Genomic DNA, 26,570 nt, shown 5'->3' on the forward strand with positions numbered 1-26,570 from the left:
TTTAGAATTATTTAGAATTAAGTTAGATTTTTCTTAATTCTTTTTAGAAATCTCTATTTTAGTATTTAGAAAAATTACTAGCTGATGTAGATTTCTTTGTGGATTTTTTTTCAGATGTATTACTATTCATATCATCAGACATTTTATTACCAGTAATTATTGAATTCCTAATTTGATTGAACAAATCATTCATTCCACCTGGAGAATGAGGTATTAGTATAGTATTTTGATTGCTATGTAAGCCTAAATCTTTAATAGTGTCGAAATACTGAGCCATCATTATAAGAGTCATCGCATCATGTGGGTCAGCATCTCCAATCTGCTTCTGAAACTCATCAAGTGATTCTCTTAATCCATCCATAATTGCTCTTCTTTGACCAGCCATACCTTTTCCTTGAAGTATTTTGCTTTCTGCCTCTGCTTCAGCTTGTTTTACTTTAAGTATTTTTTCTGCTTCACCGCGCTCCATGGATGCAACTCTCAACCTTTGAGCTTCATTAATTTCATTCATAGCAGTCTTTACTCTAGAATCCGGCTTAATATCTGTAACAAGTGTTTTTATTATGTTATAACCAAAATTATTCATAACTTCTTGAAGTTCATCTTTTACAGAAATAGCTATTTCATCTTTTTTAGAAAAAACATCATCTAAGTCTATCAAAGGAACTCTAGCTCTAACTACATCAAAAACAAAAGATTGAATTTGTTTTTCAGCATTATCTAAAGTATAAAATGCTTCGTAAACTTTATTTGGAAGCACTTTATATTGCACAGAAACCATTATATCTATAAAAACATTGTCCTGAGTTTTTGTTTCCACCAAAACATCTAACTGCTTAATTCTTAAGCTGATAACTCCAGATACTTTCTCTATAAAAGGAGTCAAAAAATGTAATCCAGCTCCAGAAATTCTAGAAAATTTACCCAATCTTTCGATCAAAGCTACCTTTTGTTGCTCTACTATGAAAAGAGATGATGTGATTGTAATAAAAACAACCACTAAAACGAACACACCTACATATATAAAAACGTCATTATTAATCATATAGGCATATTATCACTTTAAAGCTAAAAAAATAGTGTGCTGAAAACATTTAAGATTAGCACAAATTTGTATTATTTCTCCATATTTATGCAGATACAGATATTCTTAAGCAGGTTTAAAGAGGTCAATATATTCTCACAAGTAAATCAAATTACTAAATAAATTGATAATATAAATATAATAATCTTTAAAGCTTAAATTTTGTTGGATTTTGTTAAATTTTATTTATAATGTAATGTTTTAAACTTTTTGATTTTATAACAAAATCAAAAACCAATTTGCTTTTATTTAGGTATAAAAGTAATAAATTAACAGCAAAAAATAAATTAAAAACTTATTCAAGATACACAAAATAAATCAAACAAACAAAGAAATAAGCTTGTACATCTAAATCACTGGTGAGTAATAACAGATTTGAACTGTTGACCCCCTCGGTGTAAACGAGGTGCTCTACCGCTGAGCTAATCACTCGGAACAACTTTACATCTTTTTAACACTTTTTACAATATTCACATTAAAAACAATTCAAATAAAACTCTACGCATGAACATAAATATAAATTTAAAATTGAACAAAATATTAAATAAACACAAACAAACAGAAGTAGTATGCACAAAGAATCTTTTAGAATAAAAAGCTATCAGCATGGTGATTTTTTAATAAAAAATTATCAGAAGGGTAGGTTTTTAATAAAAAAATTATCAGAAAGGTAGGTTTTTAGAATAAAAAGCTATCAGAAAGGTAGGTTTTTAGAATAAAAAGCTATCAGAAAGGTAGGTTTTTAGAATAAAAAGCTATCAGAAGGGTAGGTTTTCTGTAGTAATAATTTATATAAGCATAATACACTATGCAACTAAAATTCTGCTTCCCAATCTATATCTTTTATAGAATTCATTAGACTATCAGACCAATTAACGTAACCAATTTTCAAGGGGGGCTGTTGTTCAAATCTTAACATTAGCTCTATTCCACTTGGTTTTTTGTATATTTCATCATAAGAATCCACTGTATCCTTACTTACACTAGGACTTATTATATGCTCTTTAAGCTTTTTGCTCACATTAAGTAAATCTTGTTCTGATTTTATTTTTACATTTATTCTGCTAATTCTTTTTAGTTTTTCTGACAAAGGGTATATATTTTTCACTGACAAAAACTTACCTTTATCTTGCATTGAAATCCAAACCATTTTTTTATGTAAAGCAGCCAGCTCTGCAGAATCATTCGCTATAAATCTCCACATACCGCAAGGGTCTGAAACTATACCAATCTTGTAAATCTTATTTCTCTGACTTTTTTTAGTAATCAAATTTTCTAACAAACCTACAGCTTCAACATCTTCTTCTTTTGTGGGTCTAGTAGAAATCCATTTTATACCAAAATTATTAGGATTTATTTTATGAAGAGGGTGGTGATCTATATAAGATCCTATTACTTCAAACTCGTAATTCGCTTCTTCCTCTTCAGTCCATTTTTGAATATCATCTTCTATCACTTCAAACAAACTTATCTTACGTTTCTTAACTTTCTCAGAATTAAACTCATTAAAAATCTTCGCTCTGTTTCTTTCTAAATCATCAAAAGCACCTGCTTTTATAAAAGATTCCATGGTTTTCTTATTTATACTTGCTCTGTCGTAGAAATCCTGCATATTTACAAAAGGTTTTTTAGATATAACTTCCTCTATACAAGATCCACTTACGTTCTTTATAGCAGAAAGCCCAAAACTTATTGTTGTATCATTCTCCACTTTAAAATCACGCTCAGATTTATTTATATTAGGCTTTAATATTTTTATCCCCATTCTTTTTGTTTCGTAAATCAATTCTGCCAATTTTTCAGTATTTTGTTGCTCTAATATCATTGAAGCTGTCATAAATTCTATTGTGTAATTAGCTTTCAGATAAGCTGTTTGATAACTTATAAGTGCATATGGAGTAGCATGAGCTTTAGGAAATGCATATTTAGCAAAATTTACTATTTGATTAAACAAATCTTCTGCTTTTTGTTTTGTACTTTTAGTATTTTCACAAACTCTTTTTATAAACTCTTTTTGATGCCTTGCCATCTCTTCAGGCTTCTTTTTACCCATGGCTCTTCTAAGCAAATCAGCTTCTTGCATACTATATCCAGCCAAATCTCTTGCAACCTGCAAAACCTGCTCCTGGTAAACAAAAACTCCATATGTAGATTCTAGTATTTTTTCCATCTCAGAATATAAATATTCTATTTTTATTTCTTTATGCTTACCTTTGATAAATTTTGGTATATTCTCCATTGGACCAGGTCTGTAAAGAGAAATAACAGCAATTAAGTCTTTAAATGATTCAGGCTTCAATCCAACAAGAACTTCTTTCATTCCTTTGCTTTCAAATTGAAATATACCTACAGTGTGCCCTTTAGACAGCATATCCAAAGTCTTATCATCTTCTAAAGGTATTTTGCTTATATCTAGCATATTTTCACTTACTGAACCTACTGAACTATGTACATCACCTAAATCACATTCTCCACTTCTCCTATCAGAAATCACATCTAAAGTTTTGCTTATGATAGTTAAAGTTGTAAGTCCAAGTAAATCGAATTTCACCAAACCAGCAGTTTCAATATAATTCAAAGAAAACTGAGTTACAGCTGTGTGTTCATCAAAAAGCAATGGAAGCATTTCATGCAAAGGCTTACTTCCTATAACTATACCTGCAGCATGTATGGATGCATGTCTAAATAATCCTTCAAGTCTTAAACTAAGGTCAAATAGTTTCTTTATATTAGGATTAGATTTCATTTGCTTTTCTAAATCAGCATTATTTTCCATGAATTTTTCTAAAGTTACATTAAACCCTTGTATGCTTGGAATGGCCTTACATAATCTATCTATAACGGGGTAGGGTATTTGTAATATTCTACCAACATCTCTCAAAACACCCTTTGATTGCAAAGAACCAAAAGTAACTATATGCGCGACATGATCTTTACCATATTTGTTCACTATGTAATTTATTACTTTCGCTCTTCCTTTAGGGCAAAAATCTACATCAAAGTCAGGCATACTTACTCTTCCAGGGTTAAGGAATCTTTCAAAGACTAGACCAAACTGCAAAGGATCTACATCAGTAATTCCTATGGCATAAGCAACAAGAGAACCAGCTCCAGAACCTCTTCCTGGACCAACTGAAACACCATTTTTTTTAGCCCAGTTTATGAAATCTGCAACTATTAAGAAATAACCAGAAAAATTCATCTTGATTATGACACCTAACTCAAAATTCAATCTATCCACATATTCTTGAGAATTCTCTAGCTTTGTAATACCTTTTTTCTCAATTCCTTCTATAGCTTGCTCTCGCAAACATTCATTTTCATTGTCTGTATACTTAGGCAGTTCTGGTTTCTTTTTCTCAAGTATAAAAGAGCATTTTTTAGCAAACAACAAAGTGTTTTCCAAAGGTTCTTTCCAATCATGAAAAATTTCTTCCAGCTCTTCTTGTGTTTGTAAATAGAAATCATTAAAAAAACCTGACTCTAAATAAGTTCCATTTTTAATACATTTTAATGCTTCATAAGCCTCATCATCATCTTTTTTTATGTAATTTACCTTAGGAATTGCCACAACAGGTGTTTTATGTAAATCTGACATTTTACAAACCAGAAATTCATTCTCTTGCCTATCTCTTATTCCAACACACCAAGATCCATTAAAATATTTTTCCATTTTTAATGCGCATGATTCTATATCATTTACTTCACATATTTCACTTGGTACAGCAATGGCCATCAAGCCTAAATCCACCTTACCTAACTCACTATTTCTTTCTATATTTCTTTCTAAATCTACTTCACAGTGAATTGAATTATTAGCCTTGCTGTGCTTGTCATCTAAATTAAGTTTTTCTAAACTAAGTTCTTTCTCTGGTTTAGATTTAACTATCTCTAACTTAGATTTCATTAAATTTTCTAAATCAGACCAATATATAAAAGGGTTCTTAAGATCATTTTCGTAACTTTTACTAAGCAAGAAACAGAGATTTTTGTATCCTTCTGAGTTTTTACAATAAATCATTATGGATTTTTCATTTTCCAATTTTACTTCACACCCTGTTATTGGCTTTAAGCTAGAATTTATAAATTTTTCATTAAATTCCATAGCTCCAAACAAATTATGATTATCAATGAATCCGGCTCCTAAGAAATTATTTTTTGTCAAAAATTCAACTAACTTGTTTATTCTTACAGTGCTGTCTAAAAGAGAGTATGAGGTTTTTATCCCTAGAGGAATGTACATCTGCTAAATTTTAATTCTTTTTGCATGCTTTGTCTACTTATATACTCTTTGCAAACTAATTTGTAATAATCTTCATTAAAACCTTACTTATATTTTTATTTCTTTGTTCTGTTTTTCTATTCTGTTAAATTTTCTACAAAAACATAGTTCAAACTTCAATAAAGAAAATATTATAAAATCCAAGCATAAACTAAAATCAGTTAAAGCTCGATGTTAAATGCATCTTCCCCATGGAACATGTATATGATTTATCAAATAAATTTTTCCAATTTGGATTATGAGTAACGCAAATAAAGGTTATATTATTTTGCTTTGAAAAGCTTAAACATAAGTTGATTATTTTTTCACCAGTTTGGTTATCTAAATTACCTGTAGGTTCATCAGCAAGTATAAGTTTAGGACTGCTTGCAAATGCCCTGGCTATTCCAACTCTCTGCTGTTCTCCTCCAGAAATAGCATTTACACTCTTATTCAAATGATCTGAAAGCCCTACTTGATCTAACCATAGTTTTGATATTTTTGTAGCTTTATTTTCACTTACACCTTTTATAAGCAAAGGCATTTTCACATTTTCCAGAACTGTAAAATCCTTCCACAATGAATGAGATTGAAAAATGTAACTTATTTTTCTTCTAAATTCATGTTCTGTAAAATCAATCAGGTTTTGACCTTCGAATAAAATCTTTCCTTCAGAAGGAGTTTCTAACTTACCAGCTAAATTCAGAAATGTAGATTTCCCACTTCCAGACTTACCTTCTATAATCAACGATTCTCCCTTTGAGACTTCCAAAGAAACGTTTTTCAATACATAACTTTCCCCAGAATCCTTTTCTTCTAAACTCTTCTTTCCTGAGTTTTGTAAAACTTTTTCATTGCCCGATTCATAAGATTCATAATCAGATTTGTGATCAATTTCATGTTTAGTAGAATTACTTTTGTGGTTTTTGTTTTCATTAAGCTTGCTTGATTTGTTATTATTTTCGTCTGGATACTTAAAAAACACCTTGTCAAATTTTAACATTAGAAATTAATTCCTTTCAAAATATCTGTTTTGGTAGCTGATCTAGCGGCAAAGAATAATATAAAGCACATTATAAAAAAGGCAGAAAAGGTTATTATAACCAAGTCTAAAACTTCTATTCTAGGAAAGAATTCTGTAAAACCGAATGTATCTCCGTGAATAATATTTATACCCATTCTGTTTTTTATAAAACTCATAATATATGGGAAAATCTTTATCATAGACACTCCAAATAATGTTCCTATTAAAACACTAGAAATACTCATAATTATGCTTAGATTAGCAAAAAGCCAAAAAATCTGTTTTTTGCTAGCTCCAAAAGCTTTAAGCAGACTTATGTCTCTAGTTTTTTCTGATATTAACATCCATAAACTGTTTGTGCTTTGAACCATTGCGCACAACACAAACAGACCTATGAATATCCCAATCACCAAGTTCTGCATAACAAACATCTGTTTTAGGGAAGGGTTTGTGTCTTTCCAAGTCCATACGCTCAATGCATTTCTATTTTCTTTATAAACTTCTTTTTTATAATTCTCTATCTTTTCAGGATTAGTTGTATATACAGTATGTGTTTCTTCAGGATTTCCTATTGTATATTTATCCAACCCATGGCCAAGCGTGAAAATTACATTCCTGTCAAAAGAATGAAACCCTAAACTGAAAATACCAACAACCTTTGCTCGTATTTTTTTTATAGATATATTATTTGATCCAAATCCATGAGGTATCAGCAAATCTGCGTAACTTCCTATTCTTAATCCAAACTCTTTCGCAAGTTTCTGACCCACTGCAATTGATTCCACATCTCCAGTTTTATTTTTTTGGAATTTTTTGTTTATCCACTTATTTTGTATTATATAATCTATGTCTTCTGGATCTGCAGATACGATTTTCACACCTTTAGTGCTGCTATAATGATTTATCATTCCATGTTTTTCAGAATTTTTAATAGACCTTACATACCAATCTTTTTTCTTTAGAAAATCAACTTTAAATCCTTTTTGAGACACTACATCCATATGTCCGTAAATATGCAAACTTTTTTGTAAAATAGATTCTTGGAAACCACGCATTATCGCTATGGTTTTTATTAGTATTCCTAAACTAAATCCTATACTGAGTATAGTTATCCACATTACTTTTTTGGTTCTTTTTCCTGTCATAGATATATAAAAATACCTAAAAGCTAATCTTATCACTAAGTTAATAATATATAATTTAGTTTTTATATAAAAGTCACAAATCTATTTCTAGTGAATTTCAATACAACTAATTAAAATTGTAAGCATATAAATCACTTTAAAAATAAATCTAAATTCATAAAATAAACAGAAATAGATGATAAAAAACAAATAAATAAATTAGAATACATTATTGAATATAGTCTGAATATCTCTACTATTTTAAAGCAAAATAATTAAATTGCGCATAATCTTATAAGCACTTTTAAACTCAGCTCTAATTATAAAATAAAAATTGTTAGACAAAATTCGACTGGATTACTCCAGCCATTTTTAGTGTAAGGTTTTAAGAAATGGGATTTTCTAGTAAATAAAAAATGAGGTACATCTTATTAGACATTTTAATTTTCTTACCCTCAGGTTTTATTCCTTATTTTTAAACCAAATTTACAAAACATAGCAAAAACCATGATTAAAATTCAGCTTACTAAAGCTCTATATAAAATTAAAAAATTTATACAAAACTAATTCAAGATCGCAATCAATGAATAAATTAAATACTGATCTAAATTAAAAAAAATTCAAATTAAATAAATATCTAGATTTATAAAATCAAACGACTCTTACAGTTATCTTATCAATAATTTAAATATTAACAAGACTGATCTGTTTCAAGCTTTAAAATTTAAGCTTCTTCAGATTCGTGTGAGGATTCGGATGGCCCCATAGATAGAACAACAACTCTTCTTTCTTCGCTAGAGTCATCTTTCATCTTTGTTTCTCCAAAGCTTCTCTTTTCGATTCTGCTTGCATCTACTCCGTGTTCTACCAACTGAGATGCTACTTTATCTGCTCTTCTCTTAGAAATTCCAAGGTTGTATGCTTTGCTTCCTACGGCACTTGCGTGTCCTTCTACGTGAACTTTACATAGTCCACCTTTTACTTTGTCAGCAAAGTTCTTAACTTTTTCAGATTCTTCTTTTGAAGGTGCGGATACATTGTTAGCAAAATGTACGTGCTCAGAACAAGATGCACTCTTATCCTTTTCTCCACAACCTGTCAAAATCAAAGCTACAGACAAAATAGACAAACGAAATAATGAATTCATTTTTACTCCTTTTTCTATTAAATCACTCAAATATCTTGCTCAAAAATTAAAATCTAAAAAGCAAAAACCATTCAAGGCAACTTAATGTTACGGATAAATCCTATATCATAAAAACTTACAAATCAATAAAAAACATTTAAATTTACATTAAATTGTTTTATCGTTACTTCAATGAGCAATGCTGAAAAAATTATAGTTTATTTGGATGAAAATGAATTAAAAGTATATGATTCTGTTTTTGAATTCGTCAAAAATAGAGGTTATGAGATAACAATGATAAGAATTGTACATGAATATAGATCTGTAATAACAAGAGTTAATATAGAAAGAATAGATAAAAAACCTATCACACATGAAGACTGCTCTGAAGTAGGAATTCTTATAGATACGAAACTAAAAGTAGATAATATAAAAGCTAATCTAGAAATAAGTTCTCCAGGAATCGATAGAGATCTAACTAGATTAAAAGATTTTGAAGAACACAAAGGAAAGGAAATAAAAGTAAAAACTAGATTTCCTATTTCTGAAAGTAAAACCTTAATAGGTGAGCTAATGTCTATTTTACCAGATGGAATTGAGTTAAACAAAGATTCACAAAACAAAAGATCAGAAGAAAATTCTATTTATAATAAAGTTTTTATACCATATAATACGATCAGGAAGGCCAAATTAATAAGCGATGCATACCAATCCAAAAAGTAAAAAAAATGTAAAGGCTAACGAAGAGCAAAATATAGACACACGAGATGTTTTGCAAAGCATAACCGAGGTTTCTAGAGAAAGGGGTCTTTCAGAAGACTCTGTTATAGAAATGTTTGAAGATGCTATGAGAAGACTTCTTTCCAGAGCAAATGGGAATGTACCAGTTTCTGTAAAAATAAACAGAAAAGCTCAAAATATAGAAGCTTATCTAATCAAAGATGTTGTGGAGGAGCCTAAATATAAAAATGAAGTTTCTCTAGAAGATGCTCTAAAACTTGATCCAGAAGCAGAAATCGAAGGCACAGTAAATGATGCTATAGATATCGAGCAAGTGCAAAAATTACTTAACTCAAGAACCTTAGCATTCAACGCAAGAAAATCTCTAGAAAAAAATCTTACTGTTTTAGAAAAAGAGAAAGAATATGAATACTTTAGAGAAAAAGTTGGAGAGTTCTTTTTAAGCCCTGTAAAAAGAAGAGAAGATAGATATGTTGTTCTAGATCTGATTATGGGTGAAGGATACTTATTTAATAGCGATGTTATTGATGGAGAGAAATTCAGAGTCAATCAAAAAATAAAAGCTTGTATAAAAGAAGTAAAACAAAGCGTATTTGGAATACAGGTTTTACTTACAAGAACAAGCCCTGAATTCTTAGGAAAACTTTTCGAAGAAGCAGTGCCAGAAATACAACACAATATTATTACTATAAAATCCATTGCAAGAAGTGCTGGAAACAGGTCAAAAATAGCTGTACATTCTAATGATCCTGAAATAGATCCAGTAGGAGCTTGTATAGGAAAAGGAAACATGAGGATAAGATCTGTAGAAGATCAAATTTCAAAAGAAAAGATTGATATAGTTAGATGGTCTGAAAATACTGACGTGTTTTTGGTTAATGCATTAGGAAAAAGAATAGATGCATTAAGAGTTATAAAAGATGAAGATAATTCTGAATTTGATATTGTTGTAAGGGATGAAGATTATTACAAAGTCATAGGAAGCAAAGGTCAAAACATCAGGCTAATAAAAGATCTTGTAGGGTGCAATATTACGATAATACCAGAAAGCAAATATTCAAACTTAAAGCAAGAAACTATTGAAGAGTTAGCTGAAATAGGTGTTTCAGAAATATTTGCAGAAAATCTATATGAATCTGGGATTCCAGCTTATGAATTTTTGGCATATGCAACTGATGAAGAAATGCTAGAATACCAATCAGATCTTTCAGAAAATGAAATGGATGAAATCAGAACAAAAGCATTTGATAAAAACAAGACAAATCAAATAAAAACACTTAAGGAAGATTTCGAAAGCACATTGGATATAGATTTGCATGAAAAAATAGGTTTTTATGAAGCTTGCTCACTTTCTGAAAAGGAAATTTATGAAAACATAGAATTAGTTTCCTTATCTCCAGAAGAACTAAATGAGATTTTGTCTGACTATAGCATTGAGGATTGTGCTGAAATTATAAAAACTTTTGCTAACAAACCTGAAAACTCTCAAAATGAGGATACCAATGAAGATAGTATCAGTAGTCAAAATGAAAGCGATACAAATGCAAATGATGATGACAAAACTAATAAAGAGGAACTTTCTTCAGAAAACACAAGCACACCTGAAGAATCTGATCAACATGAAACAGACAATTCAAGCGCATCTGTAGACTCAGAAGAAATCTCTTCAGACATATCTGAAGAAGTATCTGAAGTATCTGAAGAAGCTGAAAAATCTAACGAAAAAATTGAGGAAGTTAGTTAAAGTAAATTAACTACGTTAAAAATAAAAAATATAACTTCAATCAACAAAGAAAGGGTCTTTAGTAAGTATGAGTAAAACTCCTAAATTTACATGTGCAAGCTGCGGGACAAATTACAGCAAATGGCAAGGAAAATGTGATAGTTGTAATACTTGGAACAGTGTTATGGAGAATATTGTAAGAAAATCTTCTATTAAACCTCTAGAATTAAAAGTTTTATCCGATGAAGCTGATGAAGTAATCAGATTCAAGACTAATATTTCAGAATTCGATCATGTCTGTGGAGGAGGGTTAGTTGCTGGTTCAGTTACTTTAGTAGGTGGAGATCCTGGTATAGGAAAATCTACCATGCTATTACAAATAAGTGGATCCTTTCCTGGAAAAGTAGTTTATGTGTCAGGTGAAGAGTCTCTTAATCAGATAAAAGTAAGAGCTGACAGATTAAACATAAATCTAGAAAATATGGAATGTGCGTATGGAACAAATGTTGATCAAATAATAGAAACACTTAATGATGCAAAACCAAGTCTTGCCATGATAGATTCTGTACAAACTTTGTATGATCCTTTTTCTGATACAACGCCAGGAAGTATTGCTCAGGTCAGAATATGTGGAAATAAGCTAATACAATGGGCAAAAGATAAGAATATACCTATTTTAATAGTAAGTCATGTTAATAAAGACGGAATGATAGCTGGACCAAAAGTTTTAGAGCATATGGTTGATACAGTTCTGTATTTTGAAGGAAACAACTCTATGAGAATAATTAGAGCTATAAAAAATAGGTTTGGATCTACGAATTCTATGGGTATCTTTGAAATGAGAGATAAAGGATTAATTCCTATAGTTGATGCTTCTAAGTCATTTCTAAAAAACAGATCTCTGACATATGGATCCTGTATATTCCCTGCTGTGGAAGGAAATAGACCACTATTAGTAGAAGTTCAAGCTTTAGTGTCAAATTCTTACTTACAAAACCCAAGAAGAGCTGTAGTTGGGTGGGATGTTCAAAGATTAGCCATGATATGTGCTGTTCTAGAAAATCATTGCAAAGTTCCGTTATCAGGAAAAGATATATATTTAAATATAGTTGGAGGAATAAAGGTTTTCGAGCCTTCATCAGATCTTTCAGTTGCAATAGTACTAATGTCAGCTTGGTATATGATACCAGTTCCTCAAGATCATTTCGTATTTGGAGAAATAGGACTTTCTGGAGAAATAAGACCGGTAAGTCAAGTTGATCAAAGATTAGGAGAGGGAGAAAAACTTGGATTTAAGTCTGCTTGCATACCAGATAAATCAGAGGTAACATCATCCAAAATGGATTTGATTCAATTCAAGCATGTACAAGAAGTGCAACAATGGCTAAGATCTAAAGCCAAAGATTGATAATAATTAATTAAAATTATAAATAAGGATTATTAAAAACAAGCTATATATGCATATGTTTTTGATATTTTTATTGTTATTTTTTTAAGTATATGTTTTTATAATAACATGTTATTGAGCGGAGGAAGTTTTGGATAATAGTAAAATAATGGACTTAATATCCTTAGGAATTGTAATTTACTCCTCTTTATTTGGGTTTTTAAGAGGGTTTGTTTGGGAAATTCTAAAAATAGTTTCTATTTTAGGATCTACATTAGTTAGTTTTTGGGCTGGAGTATCTTTGTTTGGAAGATTTAATAGCCTTTCTAAAATATGGATGAGATACGCATTAGGTTTTGGTTCTGGTTTTGGTATATTTATGATAGTTGGATCTGCAATGCTATCTTTAGTATCAAGGGTTTCTTCTTATGTAAAAAAGGGACACATGAGAACAGTAGACAAGTTCGCTGGCTTTATTTTTGGATTACTAAGAGGAATTATGGTTATATTGTTGCTAGGATTCATAGTATCTCAATTAGATTTAGGAATGAACGATATGCTAAAAGATTCTTATGTAATGAGAATTTTAGAATCTAACAATTCTGTAATTACAGGATTAAGAAACTTGCTATACTTTTCTGCAGACAGATTTTCAAGTTTTACTGAAAATTTCCAAAATTGAATCATATTATAAATTAGGAAAAAAATACTAATTTATAAATTAAATAATGATTTACATACTTATGTTTTTATATAAAAATCTTATAATATAACTATATTTATGAATATTTTTATAGACCCAGTTTTATTCAATTTTTTCGGCTTACAAATCAAGTGGTATGGAGTTGCTTATTTATTAGGGTATTTTACATGTAGATTTTATTTATTACAAAACCTAAAAAAAGATTACAGTATAGAACTTTTAGATAAATTAATCAGCCTTATATTTCTATTTGGATTAATTGGGGGTAGGTTAGGGTACATATTCTTCTATAGTAAAGACAAAATAACATTCCTTAATATAATTTCATTCTGGAAAGGAGGGATGTCATTTTTCGGAGGATTTTTACTTTCAGGAATATATCTGTTTTATGCTTCGCAAATTTTTAACATTGATTTCTTTAAAATATCAAATGAAATTATCAAAAAACTGCCAATAGGGTTAGGGTTAGGCAGATTCGCCAATTTCATAAATGGAGAAATAAGTGGAAGGGTTTTTATTTATAAAGGAATCTTATATAGGCACCCAGTTCAATTATACTCCCTATTGTTAGAAGGCATTGTTTTATATTTACTTCTTAATTCAAAAAGAAAGCAGAATGCTACTAAATATTTCTTCATTTATTATGGAATTATAAGGATAATTTTAGATTTCTTTAGAGACACTGAATCTAGTATGTTTTTACAAAATAGTTTAATAGAAATCACTTACGGACAAGTATTTGGACTAATAAGCTTAGTAATAGGATTAATTATTAAAAGAGATTTACAAACAAAACAGTTCTAGAAATAGGGCATTATTGCTAATATTAGAATTCTTTATGTAATCAAATTAATTACGCTTTGATATTTAGGGTAGACAAATCCTAACCTTTGAGAAATATACTTGAGAATTAAAATTCAGACGAATACTATTTTTTTCCAATCAAAGTATTCCTAATTTTTATTAAATTAATTCATGAAAAATAATGAACTTTCTTTAAGAATTTTTTTACTTAATACCTGTAAATCGCTTAATTGTATTGAGATTTAGTAGTTTCTAGAATTTTCAATAAGTATTTTGTAATTATATACAATTATTTATTACAGTAAATAAGATTTAGGTGAATTACACTAATTTCTGCATAGATATAAGGAAGGCTAATGAGTAATATATATAAAAGAATTCTATGTCTGGAACTTATGATAGTAAATTATTCTAAGGAACAGGTTTAACATTTCAATTGAAACAATAATTTAGAAGTAAATTAAAGCGCTATGCCATACCTACAATCATATAATAAAATAGCTCTATAATTAAAGAGTTTTGAGGGCATTTATCATAAACATAAAATTAATGTTGCTCATGAATTAAGCTTATTAAATTAACCCAAATTACCAATAAGAATTATAATGATTTTACAATTATATTAAGCAATTCATAGTAATTTATAAAATTAAAGTAATAATATTAATTAAGTTAAAACTAAATAGTTTCTAGACATATTCTATTATTTATTATGATATGAAAATAAACATAATTTTTATAAACAGAAATTAACTCAAGAATTAAAAATAAATAAAATTTAAATCAATTCAATAGAAATATAGATTTCACTTTATAAGAATTATAAAGTGTATAAGATATATACACTAAAAAGATAACATTGGAAACCTTACAAAAAGTTATTAAAGCAAAAACTCTACAACTAAGTAAGAATATCCGATATCAAGTAAAGGTATTCCTTAAAGGAATTACATTACTTTGAAAGAAACCATCAATCTTCCACCATATGACAAAGCTTGCTTTCTGGTTTTAATTGAAATGGAGTCATGCAAATCAGCTTGTGCTGCTGCACCTTCTACACCTTTGAAAGAATATGTTCCATTGTACATGTTAATGTTTTCTTTCTTTCCACCTACTGGGAATCCTACGAAACCTTCAAGGTTCATAGCAATTCTTTTTGTAAAGTTCATGCTAAATCCAAGAATAGCTTGAGGAACGAATGCAAAGAATGATTCAGAAACATCATTATACTTTTTATTTAATTTTACTGCATAGCCATTAATACTATCATTATCTTCTGTATCAGAATTATTATCTGACAAGGAAGAAATGATTTTTGTCTTGATCATGGAAACTCCACCACCAGCGTAAATACCAAATCTACATGTTGGCTTGAAATTCAAGATGTAATGAAGATCAATGTTGAACGGTCTTTCTTCTGACAATTGAGCAGACTTGTTTTCTTGCTTGTTTTCTTCTTTTGTATTGTCATCGTCAGCTTTAGCAGTTGATGCAGCTGTAGCAATGCCCATAAACTCAGCATACTTAGTAGATTTTGTATCTACTAATGTTCTGTTTCCATCTCTAAGTCCGAAAGCAGCTCTAATTTCATGACATACAGGTCCTGTTTTTAGCAATCCTGCATTTAAGTAAGCATAAGCACCGAAAAGATTAAAGATTCCTTTTGTTTCAGAATCTTCATTCTTAATCACGAATGAAGATGCTTCAGACTTTATGTCTCCAATTGCCTTGCTTTCTGGCATTATTTGCTTTGTCTTTGTAAGCTCAATGTCCATTCCTTGCTTTACAAGAGCAGCACCTAGACCAAGGCTAAGTGTTGGTTTAGCGTTTGAGTAAGCTGCAGATAATACAGCCAAACTAAGTAAAGATTTTACTTTGTTCATTTAATCCCCTTTTCTTTTATTAACTCTAATATTCTATTATAAAAAATATCGCCATTCAATACTTTTCTCTGCAAATCAAATAGTTTTCTAGCTTTTTTATTGGAATTTTTAGTAAAGTTAATAGAAAATTAACTTACTCAAAAAAACCTAAATAAATTCTTAATATTTATCACAATAAAAGCTATGCAAAGCACTGAAAAAGCATTAACAAATATATAAAAACTCTAACAAAATACCTACCCAAAATAACTTACATTATAAGAAAATTCAACTCTTAAGATGTAAAAAAATTATACATAACAACTTACAACATAAAACTAAACATTTATTCTTGTTTTCTAGTGTAAATATTTTAATTTCTCAGAGAAAAATCATACAATTTAAATCCATAGATCCATGAAGAATGCTATAAGAGAATAGTTATATGTTTTGTATAAAATCAAACATCAATCTAACTCCAAATCCAGTAGATTTCCTTAAATTAATCATTGATTTATGAGATGTGTAAGCAGTTCCAGCTATATCTATATGAGCCCATTTTGTATCTTTTTTAACAAATCTTTGCAAAAACTGAGCTGCTGTAATACTTCCAGCCCCAGATCCAGGTTTTTGTATATTACACATATCTGCTATATCACTGTCTATAAGCTTGTCGTAGTTTTTATGCAAAGGTAACCTACACAAAAATTCAGACTTCCTTTTTCCTGATTTTATCAAAGATTCAGACAAAAAGTCGTCATTAGAAAACAATCCTGCAAAAAGTTCTCCCAAACCTACTACAACTGATCCAGTAAGAGTTGCAAAGTCAATAACTGTTTTAGCATTTAATTTTTCTTGAATGTACCAAAGCGCATCACACAATATAAGCCTACCTTCTGCATCAGTATTTAAAACTTCAATAGTCTGACCAGACATGGCAGAGATTACATCTCCTGGCTTTAATGCAGATCCAGAAGGCATGTTCTCTACACAAGGCATTACAGCAACAACATTTTTCTTAGAGTTTGTATCAGACAAAAGCTTCATAATGGACAAAACATTGGCAGCTCCAGCCATATCAGTTTTCATATCTTCCATGCTTTTAGCAGGTTTTAAAGAAAGTCCTCCAGAATCAAATGTAACACCTTTACCTACAAGACCGAGAATTTCTCCTTCTCCCCCATAATATTCACAAACTATAAGCTTAGGCTTCTCTAAGCTTCCCTTAGAAACTTCTAATATTCCACCAGAAACTTCCTCTATAATTGTTATTTTTAGCTTTTTGTTTTCAGATTCTTTTTCAATTTTTTTTGCTTTTTCTGCAAAAATAGAAGGAGTAAGGAAGTTGCTTGGCATTTCCACCAATTCTCTTGCAAAGTTTGTACATTCACATATTTTTCTAACTTCATCAATTTCGTATGTTATTTTTTCTAAGCATTCTTTTAGATAATTTTTCTTTAACTCTGGATTCAAATTCATTTCATAAATGGCATCCCTAAGTGTTTGATTAAATTCATTAGTGTTAGAGTTATTAAATTCAAGCAAACTTTTTTCTAAGTCAAAACTTAAGTTAATTTCCATTAAGCCTGATTTTGCCAAATTAGATTTATCCAAGCTTGCTTCTGAATCTTCATTATTCATTGTTTTATGACCAGAATACTTCCAAGATCCTAACATCAATCCCTCGTAAAGTTTTTTTACTTTATCTCCAAAGCTTAGAAAGTTAGAGTTTAGATCATTTGTTTCTGTTTCAAATAAATAATTACTATCTAAATTGACATTGTAATTATCTATCCCTATATGCTTTGATAATTCTATACCTATCAAAAGAAAATCTTCTTCATTAGAAAAAAAAGTTATATTTCCATCTAACATTTCACATTTATTTTTCTTTGATTTTTTTATAGAAATAGTTTTGTCTAGCTTCATATCAAAACATACTTTGAAAATCTTTTTATTCATTTTACACCACCATTTCTTTTCTTAAATCCTTATATACTTTGTTTAGATTTATTTTTATTATTGCCTAAATATGAATATATAAGAAGTATTTCAGACAAGTTGTTTTATATTTTTTCTAACCTTGTTTGCTTATAAAAACAGAATCTATTTTTCTAATCCTATTTGCTTAAAAAAACAGAGTCTATTTTTTAATCTTCTTTGTTTACGAAAACAGAATTTTGACTAAAGTACTTTTCTATCAATTCACCTTTATGGTGCATTAAAGTAAAGTAAGCTTTGCAAGCCTTTGAATAGCTACTAACAAGCTTTCCAAATGTATTGTTAACATCATTTTGAGCATAAATAATTTCATCTATAGAGTATTTCCTGCCTCTTTGTTCCAAATCATTCATGAAAAGCAATCTCTTAGCTTTTGCAGATTCCCTTTCATGTCTCAATGTTTTCTTGTTCATTGTTTTTTCCTCTAGACTATTTTCCAAAGAAAGGAATGATTCTAAAGCAGTGTTTTTTATTTTTCTTACTTCATTTAAGTAAAACTCTCTTAAATATAAAGTTGTTTTTGAATGGCTTACAGATGAAGTATAAGAATCGAATCCTAATTTAGATTTTAAAGAGATCTTTATACCTTTATCTGCTCCTGATGAGTTGCTAGCCAAAAGCTTACTTATATTAAGAGTAGGAAACACAGATTGGAAAACTTTTTTCTGAGCAGTTGTCATGTTATACATTCTTGCAATTCTAGCCTTATTTATTTCATGAGAATTTTTTAATATTTTTGCTTCTTGCTTCTCCCAAGACTCTACATTTGGAACTCTTCCGATTCTTGATGGAACTTTAAAGTTCTTTATGTAATTAGAAAATTTCTTCTTTAAAAACAAGTACTTTCTCTTGTCTCTAAATAAATCTGTCTTTCTTTTTTGCAAATTAGCTTCTGCTGAGTGTAATTCACTTCTACTCATTACACCAATCTTTATTCTAGCTTTAACTGCATTCAGCAAATCCTCACTAGTTTGTACATTGTGCTTAGATAAAGAAATTATGTATTTCTGAGATATTAAATCAATCAATACATTTATCACTTCATCAAGTAGAAACTTTGAAGCTTCATATCGAGCATCTTCTATAATTAGTTTATTCTTAGAATCCATTCTAACAATAGATGATATAAACCCTAAATCCATGCTAATCAACCTTGCATTTAAGGTTGCCTTATGATTACCAAGCTTATCTCCAACATAAGAAGAATCATAAGAAAAGTCCAAAGAAGGTAAATACTTAGCAAACTCTGAAAAATTTTCCCATTTTTCGCTGGACATTTTTTGTTTTAGGTACGAAAAATATATGTCAGAAGTAGCAACCTGCCTGATTACAGAATCTAGCTCTTCTGTTGTTCCTCTAAAAACTTCTTCTAGCTTATTAAAATCGAAAGATCTTTCTAAGCTATATTTCTTTGAAACTAACTTGCTTTTGCTGTTATTGTAATTTTTTACACTCTTATTCATATTCTGTTTTGGGACAGAATTAATTACTGAAGTTATCAGTACAAAAGTAAATAATAATCTAAATGAGGTCATGTTCAATTATTGCATTATATAACCTTGAAATCTAACCTTGTCATTTAAAAAATTTTATGTCTGAAATCACTTTCTTGTTTTCACACATTTCTTCATATTTATTCAATTCTTACAAGCATTAATAATTCTACTTTTTAGTTTGATTTTTATTTTTTCTATATTTCTTATTTTTGATTTGACTTGAAATTACTATACCTGAGATTAGAAACACCAAAGTTTCCCCCCAAGTGTCAAACAACCTAAGGTTTATAACAACATCATTTACTGTAGTCTCACTCGGGAAATAAAAACCGCTTGAAACACTTTGCCAAAGGGCTGGATTTTTAGCAACAATGAATGCAGAAAACAAAAAACTATAAAACAATATTTTTAATATTTTAGAGCTGAATACAATTCTATGGTCATTTTTCCAAAATTTATCATTATTCAATAAAATAATTGTAATCAATATATCTGCAATGACATTTGTAACGGCTATATCACTTCCTCCATATCTCATGAAAAAACTTGTAACCCCGAGTCCAATAAAGTTCAGACCAACTATAATATTCAATTTGTTTCTAGAAAACACACACAAACACCCAGTAAACACAAATAAGAAAAATAATTTATCATAAAATGAACTTACAAAAAACAAATCATAAAACAATGATCCATTAATAAACTTGTTAAACTCACTATTAAATGAAAGACTTTCGTAAAAAGAACTATAAACCTGGCAAACTACACTTAATAAGAATAATGTAATGCAGAAAAACATTATATTTATATCCCTTAGCACGTACATTTTCCTAGCAATAGCTTTGTAAATATAATTTGTAATATTAAAATTAGATAATTCTCCAATTTTGTGTAATATAGATTTTATTCTGCAATACTTAGTTGCTTTAAAAATCAAGAAACCTGTTGAAGAAACAATCAAGAAGCTAATTATATTGTAAGTAAAATTAAAAGAGCTAGGGCCTAAATTAAATATTTCCCTAACTGAATCTGAAATAAAAATACTTGGACACAAAAACAAAACAGGGTACAGAATAACTAAGTGTCTTTTCTCTAAAACAGGTACTGAGCCTTTCTTATGATTTATCTTGCTTTTTATGTTTAGAATTCTGAATTTTAACTCTGAGATCATTTTAGTTTTAAACAGGAAATTTACAACAAATGCAGCGTGCAAAGATTTAATAAAAATACTAAATATTTTTAGTTTTTCTATTTTATATAAATCAGATGAAAATATAAATGGAAATCCAGTCATAATAAAGAAACAAGAAATCCATATAAACAAAGTAGAGAAGGGCTGTTTTCTCAAAGCTTCAGGACATGCTATGTAATTGCCAGAAGAGGGATAATCCGAGGCACTTGAATCATTTGAATTCTTATTTGAATTCTCATGCGAATCCTTATTTGAATCCTTATTTGAATTCTCATGCGAATCCTCATGCGAATCCCCACTTCCTGTTGCAATACTTACATTGTCATTTGATTTGCTTTCTATGATCTCTTGTAAGTTTACTTGCTTGGCATGCTTCAAATCCTGACAAGTCAAAAACATAACTGATTTATATACACAATGTACAAAAATCATTTTCATTATTGTAAAACTATCAACTACAAAGCTATAAAAAAGTAAAAAAGAAATATAAATCTGAGTAGTAGAGGCCAAATATTTCTTTAAATCTAACTTTTCTCTATTTAAATTTTTGAGAATACTTAAAGAAGTAATCATGGAAGAAAAAATAATTGTATTTTTAAAGAATACATTAGTATGTAAATAACTTAGATGAAACATGGACATAAAAACTCCCATTTTAACTAAAGTACATGAATGTAAAAAAGCACTTACATATGGAGATGCATTTTTTGCGTAATCCAACCAACAAAAAGGGAATTGAGATGATTTTGTTAAAACAAAAATTGCAGCAGATATTCCTATTAAATCTGAAATATTTAAATTCAAATACTTAAAATACTTATAGTTATAAAAAAACTTCGAAAAGTTACTTATAGCTTCTAAAGATCTCAAGTCACCAATCTCGTTACCAAGAAAAAATTTTGATTTAAAGCTTAAGGCAACAAAAATCATAAAAAACAAACCACCAAGCAAATTAGTAATTAATGGTATTCTTGCTTCTTTCTTGTCTTCTGCATTTTTGTACATCAAGAAATATGATAACCAAGTAGTAACTTCCCAAGAAATAAAAAGTAATGCAAAAGTTAGATTTTTAATTAGCTCTGTTTTGATGTTTGTTTCCATATTTCCTGTATTGATATATTTTTTTACAAACGTAGTAGTTATTGATTTGCTACCAAAGAAAATTATAGAAAAGCATATAAATAAAAAAATTATATGCAACTTTTCCTTATCGTATAATATTTTTATACCTGAAAATCTTGTTCCAAAATCAAACTTACTAATAAAAAATAATCTGTACAAAAAAATAGGTATGCAAAACAAAATCAAACTAAGAAAAAATATTTCTGTAGGCTCTATATGCATAAAATTAAATATTGAGTTCAAAGTCATATAAGACTGATTATTGTCAAATATTAGTTATTATCAAATAATTTCCTTCAAATTCTTCAAAAATTGAACTGAATGTCATCAAATACTGTGTTTTGATACATTTTTCTTTTCAATGGAAGATTTTCCAAAATAGAAAAATACAGAAAAAATCACAGGAATTAACATTACCTTAACCAAGCTGTTCATCATTGATACAGATAAAGATGCGATAAAGAATGAAACATTATAAGATAATGTGTTCAAAGAATGACTATTATGTTTATACATGTTTTGCAAAGCATGGTTCATTGTGTAAGTAATTGATAATTGGGTAAACATCAAAAGGCAAAACAGAAAAAATGATATCTTAGTTGCCAAAATCAAGAAAACAACCCAAATGAATACGAAAATCTTTAATATATCTAAAGATCTCATATTATCCAAAAGTTTTACTATTTTATAAGCAAATATATTCATAAACAAAGCAGAGATATATCCTATCAATCTATAAGCAGAAACTACATTAAAATCATAAGAACATTTTGTAGAAAAGAAGTTAGCAAAATATATATAAGTTATAATCAAAACAGCAGGCATTAACATCATAGAAACAGAAAAAAAGAAATCCAAAAAATCATCTACATTTAAGTTTTTATAAATCATAAATACACTTTTAGATTTTTTATCGTACTTACTTTTATTTTCCTGATCTACATCCAAACCATTTTCAGAGTTATTTTCTAGATCTTCTTCAGAACTTAGTTCGCTATCTACTTTCCTAGGCTTAGAAAAATACAGAATCACAGATCCAAGTATAGATCCAAATAAAAACGGAAATTTCCAATAAAAACTCACTATACTTTCTTTAGAGAAAAGTTTAGATAATAAAAACACAACTAAAGAACATGCCAATGTTCCCAAAGAAGCTCCAGATATCACAAGACCAGCTTTTTCTGAAGAACTTGAAGAACTATTGTCCTTTCTATACTCCATACCTTTTAAGCTCTCAGTATCTTTTCCGCTTCTAACAAAAGAAATTGCAGAAGGTATTTGAGTGCCGTAAAAGAAACTTTGAACTATTCTGCAAATAATAAATAAATATGTAGATACAATTCCTACCTGCTTATATGGAGGTATTAAACATATAAAAAATGTTATAAAACTAACACTAAACAAAGCAAATGTCATAATTTTCATTCCAGTCAGTTTTTCTATTTTGTTTTTAAAAACAGACATCAGGAAAGAGCCAACAAGCCTTACTCCATACCCCATAGAGAAGAAATAAAATAAGGAGTTAAATTTTTCAGGGAAAAATATAACTGCTGTAAAAAATGACATTTCCATAAATAATATATAATCATAATATTCTACCGCTGTGGCAGAAAACGCTATAAAATTCTTTAGATTGAACCTTCCAAACCACTGGCGTTTTTTATGATTACTTAAGTTTTCTTTAGTAAAATTCATTCTTTTTTTTATCACAATTAAAATTTCTTGTACATTTAATTAATAATTTTTATTTAATGATTTATTGAAAATATTAATATTCTAAATAACTATTAATTTTATACATCGATATAAGGTTATAAAGAATTAAAAGATTTATGTAAAGAAAGTAAACAACATATGAATATGATTTTAAAGCAGGCACTGTAGGATTCGAACCTACGACCATCTGATTAAGAGTCAGACGCTCTGCCAAACTGAGCTAAGTGCCCTTGCAGGTGGAATTATACTATGATTGTCTTAATAAAAAAAGATGTACGCTATTTAACTATATTTTGTTTATTTTAGGACTATTTTATTATGTATTTCTTATAATGAAAATTAAGTATTAGTATTACAGTTCAAGTGTAGGAACTTTCTGCTCTACAACTTTTCTTGAATCACATTCTTCATTTTCTTTAGATTCACTAGACTCTGAACCAAGTGAACACCCAGTCTTAGAACTTAACATTTCATCCATTAAATCATCACTTAAATCACAATCAGGTCCGTTAAATCCAAATAGGTCATATTTTCCTGACCTAGAATTCACACCTATTTCATTCAAAAAAGCTTTGTATTCAGCAGCTGGACTAACTCCTGTTTTGCCGTCTTCACCAAAATCTACAAATGTATTACTTCTAGACCCAAAAGAAACTCCTGTTGCTTCTCTTGAAAAATCAAAATCGTCTCCCATATCTCTTTTTTCTACAAAATCACTCATTACAATATTTTTACCACCATTTCTAGAACAGGGTCTTTCATTCATTGCAAAACAAGCTGAAGTAGATATCAACAACAGAGATAAATAGAACTTTTTCATAACAAATAATACTCATTATCTCTTAACAATCTATTAATAAAGCAATAAAAAATTCCAATTACAACTCTAAAACTATTTGAAAACAATGTTTTTTATGTTTTGATAATATTAAGGAGGTTTGTATGATTGGTCCTTTCTATTCAATAAAGTACTTTTTTATGAAAAGTTTTATTAAAATAAAGATCTCGAAAACAAACTATAAATTCAGTAGGTCGTTCAAATTTTTGAAAAAGTCCTACAAATTTGCGTGCAAGTCATCGCATGCATTAATTTGCTTATTTTATTTAACGATATCTGCCGCCCCAGGTGAAGTGTACGTTTTTTACAGAGGAACTCATTTCAATACGAACGTTACAGACAATGATATAAACAGAATTGTTAATGATTCTAAGAAAAGAAACTTACATGGAATAGATTGCACGTCTAAATACTCTGCTGAAAATAAGTTAGATGAAAGTGCTTGCGAACAGCTTAGTAATGATTTTGCAGAATTATCCTACAAAGGATCCATAAAATTTCAAACAGGAAAGAGCAAATCAACAAACAAGGATTTCAGATCTCCGATGCATGCTGTACAAGAAATGCATGTTCAAAATTGTGATCTATTTCAAGAGAAGCTTAAAGATAGAACAAGTGAACTATCTAAGATGCTACTTGAAACTACAGGTGAATACATAGATAAAAAGTTCCTAATTTCTACATCCCTTAACCCTTATGTTGCTTTGAAGTTTTGTACAGGAAGAGCAGGGTGCCCAGAAGGTCAAGTCAGAAAACCTGAAAAAGTAAATAATGAATTATTTATAAATCCACTTTTAGGATATTTAGATATCTTTGTAGTACCTTTGGATGAAATAAAATCTCTGAACCCATTTTTTGTCACAGAAGAATTCTCAACTCTAGGAATAACTTTATTTAATGGAGCTAGCAATCCTCGCCATGAACAAGAAGAGGTTACATTTCCATTCCATATACCTGGCAAGTATCACAAACTCAGATATTTTTTAGATGTTTCTAAAGAACCAAGTTTCAATAAGGTAGAAAACTGCGCATTTAAAACTTTTAATAAAGGAAACGAAAACCCTAATAGATTAACCCCAATTGCTCAAAATATAGAAACTATGGTTTCCGGTTTCTTGCTTAAAAATAAGTTTGTACAAACATTCTCAGGTCCTACCTTGCAGATGTTAAACAAAGTAGAACATTTTACACCTAGTGACTTGAAGCTATTTAGAAAAGCTGTAGAAGAAGCAAGAATTGTTCTAATAGCACCACATCATGGAAGTGAAAGTAATAATAATAAATCTTCTCTTATTAATCTATTTAATCCAAGCAACTATATAAAACCACATCATGGAAGCAGTAATTCACAAGAACATTGTTTCCATGTTAATCTTAAAAAAGTTTTTAAAGAAAATTATGATCCAAGTCAAAGCTTACAAACAGATATGTTTATCAAATTCCAAGCTATTAAATATCTAGGAGATTTCTGGGATTACAATAAAAATGCACCACTACATGGTCATTTTAACTTACACATTGACTTATCTGATTTCTGTTTAAATTCTCCAGAAAAAAGAAAATTAATACCTATAATTTTGTCTGCCAAAAATGTAAAAGCTATTAAAATCCTAGGAATGGATGAGCTTATATACTGGGGTAATATAGACCGCAGAGGAATAGAAGGATCTCTAGATATAGAAGGGAAAAAACGATTTTGTGAGGAAAAATTATTCCCTTGGAAAAAACTTAAAGATTTCCCTGAAATTATTAAGTTGCTTGAGTTTGTTGGTACATCTATACATCCTAAAGCTACTTTTACTTTAGATTTAACTGGAAACTCTTTCAGCGAAGATGAATCACACCGTGCTTTCGAAATAATAGATAATCACAAACCTGGTTCTTATATTGAAATTATAGATGAAAACTTAGATGCAAATCAGGCAGAAGAATTTGAATTTGAAGAAATGAAAGAACGTCTACAAGAGTTAATTGAGGAAGAAGAGGAAGAATCTGAACCAAGCGAAACATATTCCGAATATCTTGAAAGAAGAAGTAGGTGTACAGATTCAGAAAGTAATCAATGCACAAGCATCGATGAAAGCTCCTTAGATCAAACAAAGAGTGATTTTTCAGAATATGAAGAAGAAATTGAAGAAGAGGAAGAATCTGAAATAGTTTCAGAATCAGGAGAAGAAAATTCTGATCTTGATGAAAGAAGTAGTGGATATACAGACTCAGAATCTGATGATACTAAAGGTTCTGGTAATGGAAGTGATAGCAGTAACCCAAGTTATGGACATGACAGCTCAGAAAGCGGAAACGCGAATAACTGCAGCAAATAGAAGAGCTCTTTACAGCTCAAGCTCTATACTTAATAATACCTT

Annotated in this window: 17 protein-coding genes and 2 tRNA genes; 6 read left to right on the forward strand and 13 right to left on the reverse strand. The window is 29.3% G+C overall.

Features of this window, described 5'->3' with window-relative positions; translation table 11 throughout:
• Positions 1-58 precede the first annotated feature (58 nt).
• From FZC36_RS01705 to FZC36_RS01730, 6 genes are all read right to left on the reverse strand, one after another.
• Positions 59-1,045, reverse strand: coding sequence for an SPFH domain-containing protein (locus tag FZC36_RS01705; RefSeq protein WP_148972268.1), 987 nt, complete (start codon positions 1,043-1,045; stop codon positions 59-61).
• 396 nt (positions 1,046-1,441) lie between these two features.
• A tRNA-Val gene (locus FZC36_RS01710) sits at positions 1,442-1,516 on the reverse strand.
• A gap of 382 nt (positions 1,517-1,898) precedes the next feature.
• Positions 1,899-5,327 (reverse strand): DNA polymerase III subunit alpha, encoded by a 3,429-nt coding sequence (gene dnaE, locus FZC36_RS01715; protein WP_148972269.1) that lies wholly within the window; start codon positions 5,325-5,327, stop codon positions 1,899-1,901.
• Between the two features lie 196 nt (positions 5,328-5,523).
• Complete coding sequence (locus FZC36_RS01720) at positions 5,524-6,348, reverse strand: ABC transporter ATP-binding protein (protein ID WP_148972270.1); 825 nt, start codon at positions 6,346-6,348, stop codon at positions 5,524-5,526.
• Complete coding sequence (locus FZC36_RS01725; protein WP_148972271.1) at positions 6,348-7,514, reverse strand: ABC transporter permease; 1,167 nt, start codon at positions 7,512-7,514, stop codon at positions 6,348-6,350. Before FZC36_RS01725 ends, FZC36_RS01720 begins: the two co-directional genes overlap by 1 nt.
• Positions 7,515-8,217: 703 nt before the next feature.
• Complete coding sequence (locus FZC36_RS01730) at positions 8,218-8,640, reverse strand: OmpA family protein (protein WP_148972272.1); 423 nt, start codon at positions 8,638-8,640, stop codon at positions 8,218-8,220.
• Between the two features lie 171 nt (positions 8,641-8,811).
• Here FZC36_RS01730 and FZC36_RS01735 point away from each other — a divergent pair, with 171 nt between their 5' ends.
• The 5 genes from FZC36_RS01735 (at position 8,812) to FZC36_RS01755 (ending at position 13,977) form a co-directional block, all read left to right on the forward strand.
• Positions 8,812-9,342 (forward strand): ribosome maturation factor RimP, encoded by a 531-nt coding sequence (locus FZC36_RS01735; protein WP_148972273.1) that lies wholly within the window; start codon positions 8,812-8,814, stop codon positions 9,340-9,342.
• On the forward strand, positions 9,320-11,104 hold the full coding sequence (nusA, locus tag FZC36_RS01740) for a transcription termination factor NusA (protein ID WP_148972274.1): 1,785 nt from the start codon (positions 9,320-9,322) through the stop codon (positions 11,102-11,104). The genes FZC36_RS01735 and nusA overlap by 23 nt, the downstream gene beginning before the upstream one ends.
• A 67-nt stretch (positions 11,105-11,171) precedes the next feature.
• On the forward strand, positions 11,172-12,491 hold the full coding sequence (radA, locus tag FZC36_RS01745; RefSeq protein ID WP_148972275.1) for a DNA repair protein RadA: 1,320 nt from the start codon (positions 11,172-11,174) through the stop codon (positions 12,489-12,491).
• Positions 12,492-12,639: 148 nt separating this feature from the next.
• The gene (locus FZC36_RS01750) at positions 12,640-13,152 is read left to right on the forward strand and encodes a CvpA family protein (protein WP_187440087.1); all 513 of its coding nucleotides are present in this window, start codon (positions 12,640-12,642) and stop codon (positions 13,150-13,152) included.
• Positions 13,153-13,251: 99 nt separating this feature from the next.
• On the forward strand, positions 13,252-13,977 hold the full coding sequence (locus FZC36_RS01755) for a prolipoprotein diacylglyceryl transferase (RefSeq protein ID WP_148972277.1): 726 nt from the start codon (positions 13,252-13,254) through the stop codon (positions 13,975-13,977).
• Between the two features lie 947 nt (positions 13,978-14,924).
• Here the strand turns inward: FZC36_RS01755 and FZC36_RS01760 are convergent.
• The 7 genes from FZC36_RS01760 to FZC36_RS01790 form a co-directional block, all read right to left on the reverse strand.
• Positions 14,925-15,860: a hypothetical protein gene (locus FZC36_RS01760; RefSeq protein WP_148972278.1), complete on the reverse strand. Its 936-nt coding sequence runs from the start codon at positions 15,858-15,860 to the stop codon at positions 14,925-14,927.
• Positions 15,861-16,280: 420 nt separating this feature from the next.
• On the reverse strand, positions 16,281-17,801 hold the full coding sequence (locus tag FZC36_RS01765) for a leucyl aminopeptidase family protein (RefSeq protein ID WP_148972279.1): 1,521 nt from the start codon (positions 17,799-17,801) through the stop codon (positions 16,281-16,283).
• Positions 17,802-17,989: 188 nt separating this feature from the next.
• Complete coding sequence (locus FZC36_RS01770; protein WP_148972280.1) at positions 17,990-19,303, reverse strand: TolC family protein; 1,314 nt, start codon at positions 19,301-19,303, stop codon at positions 17,990-17,992.
• A gap of 199 nt (positions 19,304-19,502) precedes the next feature.
• Positions 19,503-21,899 carry a proton-conducting transporter transmembrane domain-containing protein gene (locus FZC36_RS01775; protein WP_148972281.1) on the reverse strand — a complete coding sequence of 799 codons (2,397 nt, stop codon included), beginning with the start codon at positions 21,897-21,899 and terminating at the stop codon, positions 19,503-19,505.
• 78 nt (positions 21,900-21,977) lie between these two features.
• Positions 21,978-23,345 carry an MFS transporter gene (locus tag FZC36_RS01780; protein ID WP_187440088.1) on the reverse strand — a complete coding sequence of 456 codons (1,368 nt, stop codon included), beginning with the start codon at positions 23,343-23,345 and terminating at the stop codon, positions 21,978-21,980.
• A 177-nt stretch (positions 23,346-23,522) separates the two neighbouring features.
• Positions 23,523-23,596, reverse strand: a tRNA-Lys gene (locus FZC36_RS01785).
• A gap of 122 nt (positions 23,597-23,718) precedes the next feature.
• The gene (locus tag FZC36_RS01790; RefSeq protein ID WP_148972283.1) at positions 23,719-24,186 is read right to left on the reverse strand and encodes a hypothetical protein; all 468 of its coding nucleotides are present in this window, start codon (positions 24,184-24,186) and stop codon (positions 23,719-23,721) included.
• Positions 24,187-24,497: 311 nt separating this feature from the next.
• On the opposite strand from FZC36_RS01790, the gene FZC36_RS01795 reads away from it, so the two are divergent.
• Positions 24,498-26,528: a hypothetical protein gene (locus FZC36_RS01795; RefSeq protein ID WP_148972284.1), complete on the forward strand. Its 2,031-nt coding sequence runs from the start codon at positions 24,498-24,500 to the stop codon at positions 26,526-26,528.
• The last annotated feature ends 42 nt before the right edge of the window (positions 26,529-26,570 follow it).

The organism is Candidatus Nesciobacter abundans, from assembly GCF_008189525.1.
GTDB classification, from domain to species: Bacteria; Pseudomonadota; Alphaproteobacteria; order CAJXXZ01; family 1604HC; genus Nesciobacter; species Nesciobacter abundans.